A 16,076-nucleotide genomic window follows, 5' to 3' on the forward strand; every position below is an offset into this window, starting at 1 on the left:
TAGTCTCCATGGTCCCATGGCGGGCGACCGGGGACCGGTTTGGGCGGTCCCCCGCCCCGCTGCTAGTCTGGGCAGCTGTGTCTCATGCCCTCTCAGCGCGAGGCACGACTTCAAGAAAATCATCGGTACGGGATCTGCACGGTCCCGCACCTGAACCTGAAAAGGCTCATTCGTGGCGAACATCAAGTCCCAGATCAAGCGGATCAAGACCAACGAGAAGGCCCGTCAGCGCAACAAGGCTGTCAAGTCCTCCCTCAAGACCGCGATCCGCAAGGCCCGCGAGGCCGCTGCCGCGGGTGACGTCGAGAAGGCCACCGAGTACCAGCGCGCCGCGTCGCGTGCGCTCGACAAGGCCGTCTCGAAGGGCGTCATCCACAAGAACCAGGCCGCCAACAAGAAGTCGGCGCTCGCTTCCAAGGTCGCGTCCCTCCAGGGCTGACACTTGATACGACGCCGGAAGGACCCGGGCGGGCCCTCTCTCATCCGCCCCCGACCGGCCCCCAGAGCCTGTTCGCGGCCTGCGTTCGCCACGCGGGAACGGGCTCGAAAAGCTTGAAACCGATGCCCCGGCATGTCGCCCTTCCCCAGGGCCAACGCCGGGGCTTTCGGTATGTCCGGGCGGGCCCGTCCCCCTCCCGTCCCCTGCGCCGGGCCCGGCTTGTTATCCCCGGCCTCGCGACCGTGCCGCCCGCGCGATGGCCACCACGGCCTTCTCCAGGGCGTACTCGGGATCGTCCCCGCCGCCCTTGACTCCCGCGTCGGCCTCGGCGACGGCCCGCAGCGCCACCGCCACGCCGTCGGGCGTCCAGCCCCGCATCTGCTGCCGTACCCGGTCGATCTTCCACGGCGGCATCCCGAGCTCCCGCGCGAGATCGGCGGGCCGGCCGCCCCGTGCGCCCGACAGCTTCCCGATCGCCCGCACCCCCTGCGCGAGGGCACTGGTGATCAGCACCGGGGCGACCCCGGTCGCAAGCGACCAGCGCAACGCCTCCAGCGCCTCCGCCGTACGCCCTTCCACGGCCCGGTCGGCCACGGTGAAGCTCGACGCCTCGGCCCGCCCGGTGTAGTACCGCCCGACGACGGCCTCGTCGATGGTGCCCTCGACGTCGGCGGCGAGCTGGGTCACGGCGGAGGCCAGCTCCCGCAGATCGCTGCCGATGGCGTCGACGAGCGCCTGGCAGGCCTCGGGCGTGGCCGAGCGTCCCAGCGCCCGGAACTCGCTCCGCGTGAACGCGAGCCGGTCCGCCGGCTTGGTCATCTTCGGGCAGGCGACCTCCCGCGCCCCCGCCTTTCGCGCCGCGTCCAGCAGCCCCTTGCCCTTGACCCCGCCCGCGTGCAGCAGCACCAGGGTGATCTCCTCGGCGGGCGACCCGAGGTACGCCTTCACGTCCTTGATCGTGTCGGCGGACAGGTCCTGCGCGTTGCGTACGACCACGACCTTGCGCTCCGCGAAGAGCGACGGGCTGGTCAGCTCGGCGAGGGTGCCGGGCTGCAACTGGTCCGGGGTCAGATCCCGCACGTCCGTGTCGGCGTCGGCGGCCCGGGCAGCCGCCACCACCTGCTGCACGGCGCGGTCGAGCAGCAGTTCCTCCTGCCCCACGGCAAGCGTCAGCGGGGCGAGCGGCTCGTCATCAGCAGTCTTCTTTGCCATCACGCCAAGCATCCCACGGCCCACTGACAGCGCGGCCGTGCCGCCTGCCGGCGCAGGCGAGGGCCGTCGTACCGCCGAGCCGGCAGGGGTGGCCGCGGCGGCCCCGCGCACCCGCTACGGCTCCTCCCGCCATCCCTCCCATTCGCCCGCGAACTCGTCCAGCTCCGCCGGGTCCAGCCGTCCCTCCGCGTCCCGCAGCAGCACCAGCCACTGTGCGTCCTCGGCGTCGTCCTCCCCCGCCAGCGCGTCCCGGACCAGCCGCGGCTCCTCACCGATCCCGAAGCGCTCCCCGAGCGCCTCGGCGGCTTCCTCGGCCGCGTCCCGGTCCGGCAGCACCAGCACATGTCTCACATCGCTCACGGCACCATTCTCCGGCACCGCCACCGGCCGCGACGAGCCGGAGCGGGCACGAGCGACCGGCTCAGCCCTGGGGCACGATCTGCACGTCGAGGTCGACGCGGATGCTCGGCCCGACGACCGCGATCCCGCGTGCCAGCATCGTCTGCCAGCTCACGGTGAAGTCGTCCCGGTGCAGTTCGGTCGTGGCCCGGCAGGCCGCCCGCACCTCGCCCTCCATGCCGTTGCCGAGACCGAGGTACTCCGTGTCGAGCGTGACCGTCCGCGTCACGCCGTGCAGGGACAGCGCCCCGGTGACGGCCCATCTGGTGCCGCCCCGGTGCACGAACCGGTCGCCGTAGAACTCCAGCGTCGGAAACCGCAGCACGTCCAGGAAGTCCTCCGACCGCAGATGGTCGTCCCGCATCCGCACGCCCGTGTCGATGGTCGCGGCGTCGATCACGACATGCAGGGCGGACCGCTCCACCGGCTCGGCGATCCGCACCGCGCCCGCGAACGAGTTGAACCGCCCGTGGATCCGGGCCAGTCCGATGTGCCGGGCGGTGAACGCAATCGAGGAATGCGTCGGCTCGATCTGCCAGTCCCCGGCCGCCGGCAGCTCCGGCGGCGGGGCGACCTGGAGGGTCACGTCACCGAGCGAGGCAAGGCTGTTCTCGCCGACCCGCGCGGTGGCCCGGTACGGCGTGAACCCCTCGGCGGACACCGCGAGCCGGTACTCCCCCGCCGGCACGGTCGTCATGAACGACCCGTAGGGATCCGCGCCCCCGCTGACCACCGTGCGCCCCGTGGTGTCGCTGACCGCGAACTCGGCGTTCGTCACCGGCTCGTTGACCGGGTCGAGCACCCGACAGCTCAGAACGCCGGCGTCGGGCGGAGTCTGCACCGCCACGAGGGGACTCGTACTCGTCCGCTGCACCCGGTTCGTTCGGTTTCCCCTCAAGCCGCCGAACATCCACGCCACCCCTGTACGCCTCGCCACCGTCCATTGCCGAAGACACATTCGATCACTGATGAGGCTTTCGGGGCAACACAGGCCCACATCACGGGAATCCGGCAGATGGACCAGAACTACCCATGAGTAGCATGCTACGTGGCGGTAGTAACGCTTTCTCGCGTTACGCCCGAATTAGCCATTCGGGTGGGCGTTCCGCGGCTTTCGCACAGCGGGCACACGGTCCAGCGCGATCCCGAACCGTTCCCGGTACACCTCCAGCACCTCCTCGTCGCGCTCCAACTCCCGTACCTCACGCGCCCCGCCCGCCTCCGTCACCGTCAGCGTCCGCCCGCTGAGCGTGATCCGGCCGCCGTCCTCGGTGACCCGGGAACACACCAGCGACTGCGTGAAGTGGGACGACGGCGAGGTGCTGTGCCACCACGCCCCGGCCGTGAAGTCCCCGAGCACCCGCGGCCGGACCTCCAGGCGGTACTGCGGCCTCCCATCCCGCAACACGTCCAGGTCCCCCACCATCGCACCCGTTTCCCGCCCGGCACCCGCCGCGTCCGGCCCGGCCCCGGTGATCCGGAAGGTGCCGCCCGGGTCCGCCTGCTCACCCCGCTCCGCGAACGCCAGCGGGTAATGGCTGTGCGCCCCGAACCCGACGTCGGCGAGCCACTCGCCCCCGTCCACCGTCCCGACCCGCAGCGCGAGATGGTCGTACGGGATCCCGAGCCGCCCCTGATCCCCGTACACCCGCCCCGCCAGCAGCGTCACCTCGAAACCGAGCGCGGTCAGCAACGCCGAGAACGCCCCGTTGAGTTCGTAACAGAACCCGCCCCGGCCCGCACCCACCACCTTGTCCACCAGCCACTTCTCCTCCAGTACGATCTCTTCGCCGAGGTGGATCGAAAGGTTCTCGAAGGGCACGGCCCGCAGATGCCTCAGATGCAGATCCCGCAGAGCCTCCGCGGTGGGCCGGGCCGGACGGGCCGCTCCGAGCCGGTGGAGGTAGGCGCCGGTCTGCGTGGAGTTCACCGAGTTCATGCCCTCAGTCTCGCGCCACCGCCAGTTCCCCCGCCTCCCGTCCCGTACGGCCGCCGGTCACGGCGAGCGCTCCGTCCCGGTCGGTCCGCAGCACCACCGCCCCGGCGGCCCGGAGCCGAGCCACCGTGTCCGGCGCCGGGTGCCCGTACGGGTTGTCCGCCCCGCACGAGATGAGCGCGACCCGGGGCGCCACCAGCCGCAGCAACTGCGGATCCTGATACGCGGACCCGTGATGGGCCACTTTCAGAACGTCCACCCGGCCCAGTTCGGCGGCCCCCGGTGATCTCATCAGCTCCTGCTGAGCCGGGGGTTCGAGATCTCCGAGCAGCAGCATCCGCAGTCCGGCAGAGCGGACCAGCAGGGCGACACTGGCGTCGTTCGGGCCGTCCGGTGCCGGCGCCGGGTCCGGGGGCGGCCACAGCACCTGCCAGTCCAGCCCGCCCGTGGTGCGCCGCTCCCCGGCGACCGCGCGCGTGACCGGAATCCGGTGCTCGGCCGCCTCCCTCCGGACGAACTCGGCCTGTTCCGCCGGTTCCTCGAACCCGGTCGTCTCGATCTGCGCCACCGACCGCCCGCGCAGCACCCCGGGCAGCCCGCCGACATGATCGGCATGGAAGTGGGTCAGGACGACGAGCGGGACACGGGTGATGCCAAGTTCCCGCAGGCAGTGGTCGACCAGCGTCGGATCGGGCCCGGCGTCCACCACCACCCCCGTGCCCGCGCCCGCCGCGAGCACCGTCGCGTCGCCCTGCCCGACGTCGCACATCGCCAGTCGCCAGCCGGGCGGCGGCCAGCCCGTGATCATCCGGGTCAGCGGTGCCGGCCGTACCACCATCAGCACGAGCAGCACCCCGAGCGCCCCGCACCACCACGGATGCCGCAGCAACCGCCGCCCCAGCAGTACGACGACCACCGTCACCCCGGCCAGCAGCAGCGCCCCCGCCCAGCTCCCGGGCCAGTCCACGCCCGCGCCCGGCAACGCGGCCCCGGCCCGGGCGATCCCCGCGATCCACCCGGCCGGCCAGCCCGCGCACCACGCCAGCACCTTCGCCGACGGCATCGCCACCGGGGCCGCCGCGAGCGCCGCGAACCCCAGCACCGTGGCCGGCGCGACCGCGATCTCGGCCAGCAGATTGCACGGCACCGCCACCAGACTCACCCGCGCCGACAGCACCGCGACCACCGGCGCGCACACCGCCTGCGCGGCGGCAGCGGCGCCCAGGCCCTCGGCCAGCCGCTCCGGCACCCCGCGCCGTCGCAGCGCCTCGCTCCAGCCGGGCGCCAGCACCAGCAGCGCCCCGGTGGCCAGCACGGACAACAGGAAGCCGTAACTGCGTGCCAGCCACGGGTCGTACAGCACCAGCAGCAGGACCGCCGTCGCCAGCGCCGGGATCAGGGACCTGCGGCGGCCGGTCGCCAGGGCGAGCAGGGCCACGGCTCCGCAGGCCGCGGCCCGCAGCACGCTGGGATCCGGCCGGCACACGACGACGAAGCCGAGGGTGAGCGCCGACGCGAACAGCGCGGTCGATCGCAGCGACAGCCCCAGGCGTGGGGCGAGGCCGCGCCGCTCGACCTGCTGGGCCAGTCCCGGCGGTCCGACGAGCAGGGCGAGCAGGATGGTGAGGTTGCTGCCCGAGACCGCGAGGGTGTGCGCGAGATCGGTCTCCTCGAAGGCCTCGTCCAGTTCGGGCGTGATCCGCGAGGTGTCCCCGACGACCAGCCCGGGCAGCAGCGCCCGCGCGTCCTCGGGCAGCCCCTCGGTCGCCTCCCGCAGCCCGGCCCGCAACCGCCCGGCCAGCCGCTGCGGCCCACTCGCCTCGCCCACCACCACCGGCGCGGGACGCTCCCGCACCCGGAGCATCGCCGCGGTCCGGTCCCCGCCGGCCGTCGCCGGTGCCAGCCGCCCGCTCACCCGCAACCGCGTGGAGGGCAGCAGCCCGAGCCACTGCGCGCGGCCGCCGCCACCGGGCGCCCGCACCCCCGGGTCGACGGCCATCAGCACCGGTGAGCGCGTCGTCACCGCCGTCCCGTCGCCGCTCTCCACCCGCCGTACCTCACCGCGCACCAGCACGGCGGCCGGAGTGGCGCGGTCCCCCCGCACGCGCGGCCTGCTGACCCACGGGTCACCCGTGAGCTCCACCTCGACGGTCACGGTCGCGTAGGCGCGGGCCAGCCCGGGCACCGGCCCCCGGCGCACATCCGCCCCGTGCAGCCCCGCAGAGGCGGCGGCCCCCGCGACACAGAGAAGCAGCGCACCGACGGAGGCGTTCCGCCAAGTCGGCCGGAGAGCCGAAGAGTCGCCGGCCACCGTCCCTGGCCGGAGAGCCGGGGAGTCGCCGGCCACCGTCCCCGGCCGACGGCCCGCGCGGCTGCGCCACAGCAGGATCAGGCCGGCGACCAGGCAGGCGACGGCGGTCCCGGCCGTCCACCCCGGCGGTGCGTCCAGGGTCAGTGCCGCCGTCGCCCAGGCGGCCAGCGCGGGCGGCACCAGCCGCAGGTCGGCCGCTGTCTCCTGCCGGGGGTGCGCGGTCCCCAGCCGCTTGCCCGAACCGGCGTGCACGGCCTGGCGCACGGTCATGGATTCCGGCGCGGTTTGGCCGGTCGCGCGGCTCATGGCCGTACCAGATCCCGCAGGTCGGAGAAGCGGCGGTCGCCGATGCCCTTGACCTGGCGGAGTTCGTCGACCGAGCGGAAGCCGACGTGCTCGGTCCGGTAGTCGACGATGTGCTGCGCCAGTACCGGGCCGACTCCGGGCAGGGCGTCGAGTTGCTCCACGGTCGCCGTGTTCAGCGAGACCGGGGCGGCCGGGCCCGTGCCCGTCGCGGCACCCTCCGCGACCTGGCCCGGGGCGGCAGGCGGGGCGGGGCCCCCGACGACGATCTGTTCGCCGTCCACCAGGAAACGGGCACGGTTGAGTCCGTCGGTGTCCGTACCGGGCCGCACGCCGCCCGCCGCCCGCAGGGCGTCGGTCACCCGGGACCCGGCCGGTAGAGCGTGGACCCCCGGCTCCCGCACCTTCCCGGTGACGTCCACGACGATCTCACCACCGGGTGCGGCCGCCCCCGCGGGCGCCGCTGGGGTACCGGTGCCCGCGACCGGCACCTTCTCCTCGCTCTTCTCGTACGGCGCCTCGGCACGCACCACCTCCGGCGCGCTCACCGATTCGGTCCGGCCCGTCCAGAAATGCTGCACGGCCAGGGCCGCGGCCACGACGAGGACCGCCCCGAGGGCCACCGCGCCCCTGCGTTCCAGCCCGCAGCGGGTCGCCAGCCACACCGGCATCCGCTCCCGCACGGCGAGCCCGACTCGGGCCCGCAGCCTGGGGAGGGCCGGTTCGCGCAGGGCCGTGGTCTCGCCGGCGAGCGCACGGGCCGAGGACACCACGGCCGCCGCCGTGGACAGTGCGGCCGCGGCGGTACGCACCCCGGACGCGGCGGCGCGCACCCCGGAGGTGGCCGCTGTCAGTCCGGAGGTGGCCGCGGTCAGTCCGGCCGCCGCACCGGTGCCGGTCACCGTTCCGGCGCGGGGCGGTCCGTGTCCCGGCTCCGGCCGGGTGACTCCCCGTTCGCCGAAGAGGAGTTCCGCCCGGCGGCGCAGCTCTTCCGCCGGGGCCGGGCGATGGCGGGCGCGGACCCCGACCGGGGACCGGCGGTGCCGGGTACGGCCGTCGGAAGTGGGGCCCCGGCCCGGGCCACTGGTCGCATGTGTCTCGTGTGAGCGTGATCGAAGTGCCATGCGACGAGGATGGGGCTTCCCGCCGACTCGCGATGATCTTGCTCAAGTTCCGTGGATCACGGCCCGGTTGTGGACAACTTCGCCACCCACACGAGTGAAACCGGCGGGGCCGTCGCCCTCGGATCCACAGGTCACCTCGGTGAGACGACCGCCCCGAGAAGCCCGGGTCCGGTGTGCGCGCCGATGACCGCACCGACCTCGCTCACATGCATCTCGACCAGCCCCGGGACCCGCGCCCGCAGCCGGTCGGCGAGGGCCGCGGCCCGGTCGGGCGCGGCGAGATGGTGGACGGCGATGTCCACCTCGGCGCCGCCCGCCCGGTCGGCGGCGAGCTCCTCGAGGCGGGCGATGGCGCGGGACGCCGTTCGCACCTTCTCCAGGGGCCCGACGCGGCCGCCGTCCAGCTGGAGCAGGGGCTTCACGGCGAGCGCGGAACCCAGCAGGGCCTGCGCCGCTCCGATGCGGCCGCCGCGGCGCAGATAGTCGAGGGTGTCGACGTAGAAGTACGCGGTCGTGCTGGCGGCTCGTTTCTCCGCCGCCGTGACGGCCTCGTCGGCGGTGCCGCCCGCCTCGGCGGCCTCGGCCGCCGCGAGCGCGCAGAAACCGAGCGCCATCGCGACCATCCCGGTGTCCACCACCCGCACCGGGACGGGTGCTTCGCGGGCCGCGATGACCGCCGCGTCGTAGGTGCCCGACAGTTCGGCGGACAGGTGGAGCGAGACGATGCAGGTGGCACCGGACTCGGCGACCTTGCGGTACGTTTCGGCGAACAGCTCGGGGCTGGGCCGGGACGTGGTGACAGAGCGCCGCTTCTGCAGAGCCTGGGCCAGGGAACGGGTCGAGATCTCGGTGCCCTCTTCGAACGCCCGGTCGCCGAGGACCACGGTCAGGGGAACCGCGGTGATGCCGTGGCGCTCCATCATCCGCGGCGGCAGGTAGGCCGTTGAATCGGTGACGATCGCGACATGGCGGGACATGAGCTGGAGGTTACCTGGCGTAGCCCAGGGGCGGCAGCCCGCCCCCGCCCGGCCCGACCCGGACCGGCCGTATCAAGTGGTGCTCTCCGGCCGGGGCTTCTTCTGCCAGGGGTAGGCCTGACGCCGCCCGGGCGGGGTGATCGCGGGCTGCGCCGGGTCCGGATCCGGGGCGGACCGGGGTGCCTCGGGCCAGGTCTGGCGGTCGCCCCGACCGGCGGCGGCCTCGGGCCATGGCGGGGTTTCGGGCGCGGGGGCAGGACGCGACCAGTGCCGCAGGGCGTCGGCCTCGACGCCGATCTGCGTGCTCAGGGTGTCCAGATCGTCGTCGGCGAACCGGTGGGCCCGGTCACGCGCCGCCCACCGCAACGCGTCCGCGGACTCGGTGATGCGCGTGGTACGCCGGCGCAGTTCGGGCAGCCGCGCGGCGAGCGTGGCCCGGTCCGGCTCCGACTCCAGGCGCCTGAGCTCGCCGTCCAGTTCGTGCCCGTGCGCACTGAGCCGCTGGAAGAGGCCGAGGGACTCCTTCAGCGACTCGTCCTCGGCGACGCCCGCGTCCAGCGCGTCCTGGGTGGCCCGCATCGAGGTGCGCAGGGTGAGCCGCATCTGGGCGATCTCGGCCGCCGGGCCGATCTGGACCATGGACTTGGCGCGCAGCGTGTGGTCCTCGACCGTTCGCCGGGCCTGCGTGATCGTACGGTCCACACCGCGCTTGGCGGCGCCGACCGCCTTGAACGTGACGTAGGCCCCGCCCGCGACGAAGAGCAGGAAGAGCAGGGCGAATACGGCGATCACTGTCTCCACGGTGCTCCTCCTCCGCTGACGGCCACCCGACCCGGCCGCTTCCGAACACGGCAGGGGTGGCCGCCACCTTCAACGGTAAACGCAAAGGGCAGGCCCGGAGTTCCAGAAAGACCCCGAACCTGCCCTTGGGGACCGCCCGGAGGCGGCCCTCGGCCGTTACGCCGTGACGATGTTCACCAGCTTCGGCGCGCGGACGATCACCTTGCGGATGCCCGCGCCGTCCAGCGCCGCGACAACCTTCTCGTCGGCCAGCGCCACCTTCTCCAGTTCCTCCTCGGAGATCGCCGGCGGCACCTCCAGACGGGCCTTGACCTTGCCCTTGATCTGCACGACGCAGGTCACGGTCTCGTCCACGACGTAGTTCGGGTCGGCTACCGGGAAGTCCCGGTGCACGATCGAGTCGCTGTGCCCCAGCTTGCGCCACAGCTCCTCGGCGACGTGCGGAGCCAGCGGCGCGATCATCAGCACCAGAGGCTCGGCGACCGTACGCGGCACCGCGCCGCCCGCCTTGGTCAGGTGGTTGTTCAGCTCGGTGACCTTGGCGATGGCGGTGTTGAAGCGCAGGCCCTCCAGGTCCTGGCGGACGCCGTCGATCGCCTTGTGCAGGGCACGCAGCGTGTCCTCGTCGGCATCGTCGTCGGTGACGGTGACCTCACCGGTCGCCTCGTCGACGATGACGCGCCACAGCCGCTGCAGCAGCCGGAACTGACCGACCACAGCGCGCGTGTCCCACGGCCGGGAGACGTCCAGCGGGCCCATCGCCATCTCGTACAGGCGCAGCGTGTCGGCGCCGTACTCGGCGCAGATCTCGTCCGGAGTCACCGCGTTCTTCAGGGACTTGCCCATCTTGCCCAGCAGCCGGGTGACCTTCTCGCCTTGGTAGTAGTAGGCGCCGTCCTGCTCCTCGACCTCGGTGGCGGGCACCGGGAAGCCGCGGCCGTCGCGGTAGACGTAGGCCTGGATCATGCCCTGGTTGAACAGCTTGTGGAACGGCTCGGCGGACGAGACGTGCCCCAGGTCGTACAGGACCTTCGACCAGAAACGGGCGTACAGCAGGTGCAGGACCGCGTGCTCGGCGCCACCGACGTACAGGTCCACACCGCCGTGCGGCATGCCCTGGCGCGGGCCCATCCAGTACCGCTCGATCTCCGGGTCGACCAGCTGCTGGTCGTTGTGCGGGTCCAGGTAGCGCAGTTCGTACCAGCAGGAACCGGCCCAGTTGGGCATGGTGTTGGTCTCGCGGCGGTACTTCTTCGGCCCGTCGCCCAGATCCAGGGTGACGTTGACCCATTCCTCGTTGCGCGACAGCGGCGTCTCGGGCTGGGTGTCCGCGTCCTCCGGGTCGAAGGTGCGCGGCGAGTAGTCCTCGACCTCCGGCAGCTCCAGCGGCAGCATCGACTCGGGCAGCGCGTGGGCGACGCCGTCCTCGTCGTAGACGATCGGGAAGGGCTCGCCCCAGTAGCGCTGGCGGCTGAACAGCCAGTCGCGCAGCCGGAAGTTGACGGTGCCCTCGCCGATGCCCTTGCGGGCCAGCCATTCGGTGATGCGGGCCTTGGCCTCGGCGACCGGCAGGCCGTCCAGCTTGATGTCGTCGTTGGAGGAGTTGATGATCTTCGCATCGTAGGAGCCGAAGGCGTCCTCCCACGTCGAGGTGTCGGTGCCGCGGCCGTCGGTCGGCTCGACGATGCAGACGATCGGCAGCTCGAAGGCGCGCGCGAACTCGAAGTCGCGCTGGTCGCCGGCCGGGACCGCCATGATCGCGCCGGTGCCGTAGCCCATCAGTACGTAGTCGGCGACGAACACCGGGACCTTGTCGCCGTTGACCGGGTTGGTCGCGTACGCACCTGTGAAGACGCCGGTCTTGTCCTTGGCCTCGGCCTGCCGCTCCACGTCGGACTTGGCGCCGGCCTGCGCGCGGTACGCGGCCACGGCCTCGGCGGGCGTCGCGTGACCGCCGGTCCACACGTCGTGGGTGCCTTCGGGCCAGGCGGCCGGGACGAACTTGTCGACCAGCGGGTGCTCGGGTGCCAGCACCATGTAGGTCGCGCCGAACAGGGTGTCGGGGCGCGTGGTGAAGACGGTGATCTTCTCGCCGTCGATCGGGAAGTCGACGCGGGCGCCCTCGCTGCGGCCGATCCAGTTGCGCTGCTGCAGCTTGATGGCCTCGGGCCAGTCCAGCTCGTTCAGGTCGTCCAGCAGCCGGTCGGCGTAGGCGGTGATGCGCATGTTCCACTGGCGCAGCTTGGCCTTGAAGACCGGGAAGTTGCCGCGCTCGGAGCGTCCGTCGGCGGTTACCTCCTCGTTGGCCAGCACGGTGCCCAGCCCCGGGCACCAGTTGACCGGCGCGTCCGAGGCGTAGGCCAGGCGGAACTCGCCCAGGACGTCGCCGCGCTCGACTGCGGTCAGCTCGTTCCACGCGCGCGTGTGGCCCGGTACGGCTCGCTCACCGGACTCGAACTGGGCGATCAGCTCGGAGATCGGGCGGGCCTTCTTCGCCTCGTCGTCGTACCAGGAGTTGAAGATCTGCAGGAAGATCCACTGGGTCCACTTGTAGTAGTCCGGGTCGATCGTGGCGAACGCCCGGCGCTTGTCGTGGCCCAGGCCCAGCCGGCGCAGCTGGGCCTTCATGTTCTCGATGTTGGACTCGGTGGACACCCGCGGGTGCGTGCCGGTCTGCACGGCGTACTGCTCGGCGGGCAGGCCGAAGGCGTCGAAGCCCAGGGTGTGCAGGACGTTGTGGCCGTTCATCCGCTGGAAGCGGGCGAACACGTCGGTGGCGATGTAGCCCAGGGGGTGGCCGACGTGCAGTCCGGCCCCGGACGGGTACGGGAACATGTCCATGATGAACTTCTTGGGCCTGGCGGCCAGCTCGGGGTCGCCGGCCAGGTCACCCTTGGGATTCGGCGCCGCGTACGTGCCGTCGGCGTCCCAGAAGTCCTGCCAGCGTGCCTCGATCTCGGCCGCCAGGGCGGCCGTGTAGCGGTGCGGCGCGGCCTCCGCCGACGTGGCGGCGGCAGCGGGGTTCGTCTCGCTCATGATCCTCAAAGCTCCATCGATCGTCTCTGCCTGCGGCTGTGACTTGCTAGAAACGAAAAATCCCCTCGCACAGGAGGGGACGCCGCGCCGATGCCGACCGGCCGTTTGTTCCGGCGGTCGGGACTGATCAGCGCGGCCCGCTAAGCAGAAGGCGTACGGCACGCATGGCGTCAGGGTACCGCAGCACTTGAGCAAGCCGCGACGCGCTTACGTATCACCGGTTGACACGTACGTCTAAGGCGACAACCGGGACGAGAGTTGAACCAGGTTCAAAACTTACTTCGCGTAACAACCGCTAAGGGGCATCACAAGGCCCGTATTGCCCTTTGATAACAACGCAATAACTCAAACCTCGTACTGATCGGTATGGCGCCACTTAGGCTGCGGCACCGGGACCGCTTTCCCGAACTGCTCGGAGTTGCCCCCATGAACCCTCGTCGTAGTAACAGCTCGCTCCCCAAGCCAGGCCGCTCGGCCTGGGGGGTGGCGTCCGCTGTCGTTCTGTTGCTCATACCCGTGGTCGTGCTGACCGGAGGCAGCCAGTTCCAATCGTTCCTGAACTTCGGCGCGGGCGTGCTCTCGCTCGTCTCGCTGAGCTGCTCGGTGATCTGGGGCCTGGTCGCACAGGACCGCATCTTCCTCAACACCCGCCAGCGGATCGTCGGCCAGGCGGTGCACCGGACGACCGCGGTCGCCTCGATCGCGTTCCTGCTGGTGCACATCGTCACGAAGATCGCTCTCGATCACACCGTGGTGATCGCCGCGATCATCCCGTTCTCGCTCGGCGTCACCGGAAGCGCCGGCCTGATCGGGCTCGGCTCGCTGGCCGGACTGCTGATGATCTTCGTGGGTGTCACCGGCGCCCTGCGCAGCAATTTCGCCGCCCCGGCCGTGGTGGCGGCCCGCTGGCGGGCCATGCACATGCTGGCCTACCCGGCCTGGTGCGCCGCGCTGATCCACGGCTTGTTCGCGGGCCGCGCGGCGAAGCCCTTCTTCATGATCTCGTACGAGCTGTGCCTGGTCGGCGTGATGGGCGCGCTGGCGCTGCGCGCCGCCCCGCGCCCGTTCAAGCGCAAGGTCGCCGACCGTCTCGTCTCCGTCCTGGGCAGCTCGGAGCGTCCCGACCTGGACGAGCTGGACGCCAGCCGTGCCCGGATGGGCGGGTCCGGGCTGCCGGGCTACGACGGCGGACGTGACCGCGAACGCGAGCCGAGGCCCTCGCGGGCCGACGCCAGGGCCCCGCAGCCCAACCCGCTGTTCCCGACCGGGGCACCCGCCCCCGAGCCGGCCTCCGGCTTCGCGGCCGCCTACCGGGCCACCTCCACACCCGGACAGTCCCAGTCGCCGTTCGCGGCCGGCCAGACCGCGCGCATGGAGCGGCTGGACCTCCAGGCCACCGAGGCCTTCCCGCGCGTGGACGGCCCCGGCAGCACCTCGGGCAGCTGGCCGGTCCCGTCCCCGCCGCCGGTCGGCGAGGCGCCCCCGTCGGCGTACGACCCGCTCCAGGACACCGGATACAACATCCCGGTCTATGGCAATCCGGGCGCTCCCGGAACAGGCGGACGTGATGTGTACGACACCGGTGAGACGAACGCGCGCTACGGCACGTACAACTCGAACGACACGTACAACAGCGGTCCCGCCAACGAACCAGCGCCCGGCGCGTCCTTCGACGCACCGGGTTCGGGCGAACCTTGGAACACGCCTTCCGGAGGCTATAGGTGAACGAGGCCCTGCCCGACGTCCCAGAAGTCCGCGTGGTCGGCCTTCCGCAGCTCACGTCGGGCTTCGACCTTGTCGAAAGACTCGATCTGCCCATGCACCTCAAGGTGCACGGGCCGCTTGAACCCCTGGGCGGGGAGCAGCTCGCGCAGCTCTCCGAACGCATCAACCTGAAGGGCCGTGGCGGCGCGGGCTTCCCCTTCCACAAAAAGCTGCGCTCGGTCGCCGAAGCGGCGATCAAGCGCGGTGTCCGGCCGGTGGTCGTCGTCAACGGCAGCGAGGACGAGCCGGCCTGCCGCAAGGACACGGTCCTGATCAACCGTGCCCCGCACCTGATCCTCGACGGCGCGCTGCTGTGCGCCGAGGCGCTGGGTGCCCGCACGCTCGTGGTGGGGGTCACCCGGGAGTCCACACAGCGCTCCATGGAGCAGGCGCTCGCCGAACGCGGTCTGAGCACCGGCCGACGTTCGGCCCTGAAGGCGTTCGTCCAGCGCAACCCGGTACGGATGGTCACCGGCGCGGCCGCGTCGCTGGTCCGCTCGATCGACGGCGGCCCGGCGATCCCGCCCGGCCGCAAGACCAGCGCCTCCCAGAACGGCGTCGGCGGCGCGCCCACGCTGCTGTCGAACGCGGAGACGTTCGCGCAGCTGGCGATCGCCGCCCGTATCGGCCCGGAGCGTTACGGCAACACCGGTCTGTACGACGAACCGGGCACCGTCATGCTGACGGTCTCCGGCGCGGTCGCCCGTCCCATGGTGATCGAGGTGCCCACGGGTGTGCCGCTGCGCTACGTCCTGCAGCTGGCCGGCGCCCCGCCGGTGCCGCAGGGTGTGCTGACCGGCGGCTACCACGGCAAGTGGATCGACGCGGCGACGGTCAACGAGGCGATCGTCTCCCGCAACTCCCTGGACGCGGTGGGTGGCGCGCTGGGCGCCGGTGCGATCCTGCCGATCACGCAGGACACCTGTCCGCTGGGTGAGTCGCTGCGGGTCGCCCAGTGGCTGGCGGAGGAGAGCGCGGGGCAGTGCGGTCCCTGCTACCTCGGTCTGCCGGCGGCCGCGCGGGGCATGGAGGACATCCTCAACGGCGGCGGACCGGCCGCCCTGGAGGCGCTCAAGCAGGTCGCGAAGAACGTGAAGCGGCGCGGCGCGTGCTCGCACCCGGACGGCTCCGCGATGTTCCTTGAGTCGACGATCAAGGCGTTCACCGACGACCTGGCCGCGCATGTCCTCGGAAACGGCTGCGGACGGCCCGTGGAAGGCGTTCTGCCGCTCTTCGAGGACGGCAAGCTCCCGACCGGCATCCCGGGCGGCGCAGAGCCCGAGGAGACCAGCGGCAGCCGTCAGAAGATCTACGTCGACTGGACGCTGTGCCGGGGCCACGGCCTGTGCGCGGACATCCTCCCGGAGGTCTTCGAACTGGGCGCGGACGGTTTCCCGACGGTGGCTCAGGCGAAGGTGCCGCGGTTCGCGGAGGCCAAGGCGCTGCGGGCGGTGCGCCGGTGCCCGGCGCTCGCGCTGCGTCTCGAGGAGGACACGCGTTCCCAGGCGCCGGCCAAGAACCTGCCGGTTCTCTCGCAGGGCCGCGGCCGCCGGGCCCTCGGCCGCTGACACCAGCAGCATCACGTGGAAGGCGGGCCACCCGGTCGGGTGGCCCGCCTTCCACGTGGCACGAGTTTCCCGGGGCCCGCTTCCGATGATTTCGAATGGTTCCCAACAACGTCGAAGGCGGACCATCCATCTGGATGGTCCGCCTTCGACTTCTGTGGAGCTAAGGAGAATTGAACTCCTGACCTCCTGCATGCCATGCAGGCGCT

12 protein-coding genes are annotated in these 16,076 nt (G+C 72.0%); 3 read left to right on the forward strand and 9 right to left on the reverse strand.

The features are described from left to right. Positions 1-172: 172 nt before the first annotated feature. Complete coding sequence (gene rpsT / locus AB0N16_RS13565) at positions 173-439, forward strand: 30S ribosomal protein S20 (protein WP_351691285.1); 267 nt, start codon at positions 173-175, stop codon at positions 437-439. 222 nt (positions 440-661) lie between these two features. Here rpsT and holA read toward each other — a convergent pair whose 3' ends face one another. From holA to leuS, 9 genes are all read right to left on the reverse strand, one after another. Continuing rightward, positions 662-1,651 (reverse strand): DNA polymerase III subunit delta, encoded by a 990-nt coding sequence (holA, locus tag AB0N16_RS13570; RefSeq protein WP_365796145.1) that lies wholly within the window; start codon positions 1,649-1,651, stop codon positions 662-664. Positions 1,652-1,765: 114 nt separating this feature from the next. Beyond that, positions 1,766-2,011, reverse strand: a complete 246-nt coding sequence (locus AB0N16_RS13575; protein ID WP_365796147.1) for a hypothetical protein — start codon at positions 2,009-2,011, stop codon at positions 1,766-1,768. A 61-nt stretch (positions 2,012-2,072) separates the two neighbouring features. Further along, positions 2,073-2,960: a YceI family protein gene (locus tag AB0N16_RS13580; RefSeq protein ID WP_365796149.1), complete on the reverse strand. Its 888-nt coding sequence runs from the start codon at positions 2,958-2,960 to the stop codon at positions 2,073-2,075. Positions 2,961-3,134: 174 nt separating this feature from the next. Then, on the reverse strand, positions 3,135-3,989 hold the full coding sequence (locus AB0N16_RS13585; RefSeq protein ID WP_365796151.1) for an arylamine N-acetyltransferase: 855 nt from the start codon (positions 3,987-3,989) through the stop codon (positions 3,135-3,137). Between the two features lie 4 nt (positions 3,990-3,993). After that, positions 3,994-6,603 (reverse strand): ComEC/Rec2 family competence protein, encoded by a 2,610-nt coding sequence (locus tag AB0N16_RS13590; protein ID WP_365796153.1) that lies wholly within the window; start codon positions 6,601-6,603, stop codon positions 3,994-3,996. Next, the gene (locus tag AB0N16_RS13595; protein WP_365796155.1) at positions 6,600-7,724 is read right to left on the reverse strand and encodes a ComEA family DNA-binding protein; all 1,125 of its coding nucleotides are present in this window, start codon (positions 7,722-7,724) and stop codon (positions 6,600-6,602) included. Before AB0N16_RS13595 ends, AB0N16_RS13590 begins: the two co-directional genes overlap by 4 nt. 131 nt (positions 7,725-7,855) lie before the next feature. Next, a complete protein-coding gene (locus AB0N16_RS13600) occupies positions 7,856-8,701 on the reverse strand; it encodes a DegV family protein (RefSeq protein ID WP_365796157.1) in 846 nt (281 codons plus the stop codon). A gap of 72 nt (positions 8,702-8,773) precedes the next feature. Next, the gene (locus AB0N16_RS13605; RefSeq protein ID WP_365796159.1) at positions 8,774-9,502 is read right to left on the reverse strand and encodes a hypothetical protein; all 729 of its coding nucleotides are present in this window, start codon (positions 9,500-9,502) and stop codon (positions 8,774-8,776) included. Between the two features lie 156 nt (positions 9,503-9,658). Continuing rightward, the gene (gene leuS, locus AB0N16_RS13610; protein WP_365796161.1) at positions 9,659-12,538 is read right to left on the reverse strand and encodes a leucine--tRNA ligase; all 2,880 of its coding nucleotides are present in this window, start codon (positions 12,536-12,538) and stop codon (positions 9,659-9,661) included. Positions 12,539-12,964: 426 nt separating this feature from the next. On the opposite strand from leuS, the gene AB0N16_RS13615 reads away from it, so the two are divergent. Then, positions 12,965-14,263: a cytochrome b/b6 domain-containing protein gene (locus AB0N16_RS13615; RefSeq protein WP_365796163.1), complete on the forward strand. Its 1,299-nt coding sequence runs from the start codon at positions 12,965-12,967 to the stop codon at positions 14,261-14,263. Beyond that, positions 14,260-15,870 carry an NADH-ubiquinone oxidoreductase-F iron-sulfur binding region domain-containing protein gene (locus AB0N16_RS13620; protein WP_365796165.1) on the forward strand — a complete coding sequence of 537 codons (1,611 nt, stop codon included), beginning with the start codon at positions 14,260-14,262 and terminating at the stop codon, positions 15,868-15,870. Before AB0N16_RS13615 ends, AB0N16_RS13620 begins: the two co-directional genes overlap by 4 nt. Positions 15,871-16,076: the final 206 nt, after the last annotated feature.

It is taken from the genome of Streptomyces sp. NPDC051105, from assembly GCF_040682795.1.
GTDB lineage: Bacteria > Actinomycetota > Actinomycetes > Streptomycetales > Streptomycetaceae > Streptomyces.

Excerpts from the sequence above, each read along its gene's own strand:
- holA (WP_365796145.1), bottom strand. The coding sequence starts at position 1,651 with ATGGCAAAGAAGACTGCTGATGACGAGCCGCTCGCCCCGCTGACGCTT.
- AB0N16_RS13580 (WP_365796149.1), bottom strand. The coding sequence starts at position 2,960 with ATGTTCGGCGGCTTGAGGGGAAACCGAACGAACCGGGTGCAGCGGACG.
- AB0N16_RS13585 (WP_365796151.1), bottom strand. The coding sequence starts at position 3,989 with ATGAACTCGGTGAACTCCACGCAGACCGGCGCCTACCTCCACCGGCTC.
- AB0N16_RS13590 (WP_365796153.1), bottom strand. The coding sequence starts at position 6,603 with ATGAGCCGCGCGACCGGCCAAACCGCGCCGGAATCCATGACCGTGCGC.
- AB0N16_RS13595 (WP_365796155.1), bottom strand. The coding sequence starts at position 7,724 with ATGGCACTTCGATCACGCTCACACGAGACACATGCGACCAGTGGCCCG.
- AB0N16_RS13600 (WP_365796157.1), bottom strand. The coding sequence starts at position 8,701 with ATGTCCCGCCATGTCGCGATCGTCACCGATTCAACGGCCTACCTGCCG.
- leuS (WP_365796161.1), bottom strand. The coding sequence starts at position 12,538 with ATGAGCGAGACGAACCCCGCTGCCGCCGCCACGTCGGCGGAGGCCGCG.
- AB0N16_RS13615 (WP_365796163.1), top strand. The coding sequence starts at position 12,965 with ATGAACCCTCGTCGTAGTAACAGCTCGCTCCCCAAGCCAGGCCGCTCG.